This is a genomic window from Streptomyces sp. KLMMK (genome assembly GCF_036961605.1).
In the GTDB taxonomy this organism is placed as follows: Bacteria; Actinomycetota; Actinomycetes; order Streptomycetales; family Streptomycetaceae; genus Streptomyces; species Streptomyces telluris.
Map to the genome: position 1 here is coordinate 1 of NZ_JBAMDC010000725.1, position 1,468 is coordinate 1,468.

Here is a 1,468-nt window from a genome sequence, read left to right on the forward strand (position 1 = left end):
GGGGCGACCGCGAAGCTGGCCGTCGTCGGCGGCGTGGTGGCCGCGGCGGGTGCCGCCGTTGCGTACGCCCTGATGGGGCACTCCCCCGCGCCGGACCGGGAGCCGCAGGCCAAGGTGAGCGCCGCACCGGTGACGCCCGCGCCCAGCATGCCGCCGGAGCCGACGCCGTCACCGCGTCACTCCCCCAGCCCTGCGCCGACGCCCTCGGCGAAGCCGAAACCGACGCCGAGGACGAAGGCGCCTGCATCGCCGCAGGTCGTCCACGTCACCCCGGTGCCCGTTGCTCCCGTCCACATCGCTGCACCGAAGCCGCGCCCGAAGCCCTCGCCGCCGCCTTCCGCACCCCCGGTCCGCAGGCCGTCGCCCTCACCGTCCCCGTCGCCCTCCCCCTCCCCCACGCCTTCGCCTCCTCCTCTGCCTCCCCGCGTCTACCAGCTGAACCAGCTCCTCTACGCGGGCGTGGGCGACGGCACCGGGCCGGAGGTCCGGCTGGGCGTGCGCAGCTGGCTGTGGCAGCGGTACGGCCTGCGGGTCGGCGGGGTCGCGTACAGGCACGGTGTGAGCGTCCACGCGCCCTCGGCCGTGACCGTCGACCTCAACCGGTCCTGCACGGCCTTCGACGCCCTGGTGGGCGTCGACGACATGTCCATGGGGCTGGGAGCCGCGCGGTTCTCCGTCTACGGCGACGGGGTGCCCCTGTGGCGGTCCGGCGCGGTGCAGGGCGGGGAGGCGGCGGTGCCGGTGCACGTGCCGCTGTCGGGGTACCGCAGCGTCCGGCTGGTGGTGCATCCCCGGCGGGCCATGGGGATGGTGGCGGTGTCGGACTGGGCGCAGTCGCGGATCTCCTGCGGGTAGCGGGTAGCGGGTAGCGGGAGGCGAGCGGTGGGGGCGGGGGGCCAGCGGCGGCGCCGTTTACCGGAAGCGCCCGGGCGCCGTCCGCCGGAGACGGCGCCGCCCCTCACAGCCCCGGCCCGCGTGCCACTCCGCCCGCCACCGCCCGCTGGCGCGGTGCCGCCGAGCCCGTCCAGCACGTGCCGCGGCGGGCCAGCAGCCGCCGCAGCCACACCTCGGTGGAGACGAGCTCCGCGAGGCCGTCCAGCGGCAGCGCACGGCCGTTCGCGGCCCCGTGCAGCGCCGCTCTGACGACCCGGGCCTCGACGAGCCCTGCGTCGGCGAGGAGCGGCGCGTCGAAGAGCTCCAGCAGCGGGCCGGCGGAGGCCCGTAGCCCCGCGCGTACGGCGGCGGCGTGGGCCGCGTGCGAGGTGGCGCCCCAGCCGGGCGGGAGTTCGCGGACGCCGGCCCCGGCGAGGACGGCGCGCAGCACCGAGGCACGCGCCCCCGGCTGGACCCGGAGCGCCTCCGGCAGGGCGCGGCAGGCCCGTACGACCTGGTTGTCGAGGAAGGGGGCGTGGAGGCGCTGGCTGCGGACCTCGGCGGCCTGTTCGAAGACGCGGTGGTCGGCGGCGTG

3 protein-coding genes are annotated in these 1,468 nt (G+C 77.8%); 1 reads left to right on the forward strand and 2 read right to left on the reverse strand.

All coding sequences use genetic code 11. From position 1 onward, the window contains the following. Positions 1 to 176: 176 nt before the first annotated feature. Positions 177 to 398: a hypothetical protein gene (locus V7793_RS37490; protein WP_336014201.1), complete on the reverse strand. Its 222-nt coding sequence runs from the start codon at positions 396 to 398 to the stop codon at positions 177 to 179. Positions 399 to 459: 61 nt separating this feature from the next. Here V7793_RS37490 and V7793_RS37495 point away from each other — a divergent pair, with 61 nt between their 5' ends. Continuing rightward, positions 460 to 855 carry an NPCBM/NEW2 domain-containing protein gene (locus V7793_RS37495; RefSeq protein ID WP_336014203.1) on the forward strand — a complete coding sequence of 132 codons (396 nt, stop codon included), beginning with the start codon at positions 460 to 462 and terminating at the stop codon, positions 853 to 855. 103 nt (positions 856 to 958) lie between these two features. Here the strand turns inward: V7793_RS37495 and V7793_RS37500 are convergent. Continuing rightward, positions 959 to 1,468 (reverse strand): asparagine synthase-related protein (locus V7793_RS37500; protein ID WP_336014205.1); only part of this gene is annotated, 510 nt, incomplete at its 5' end.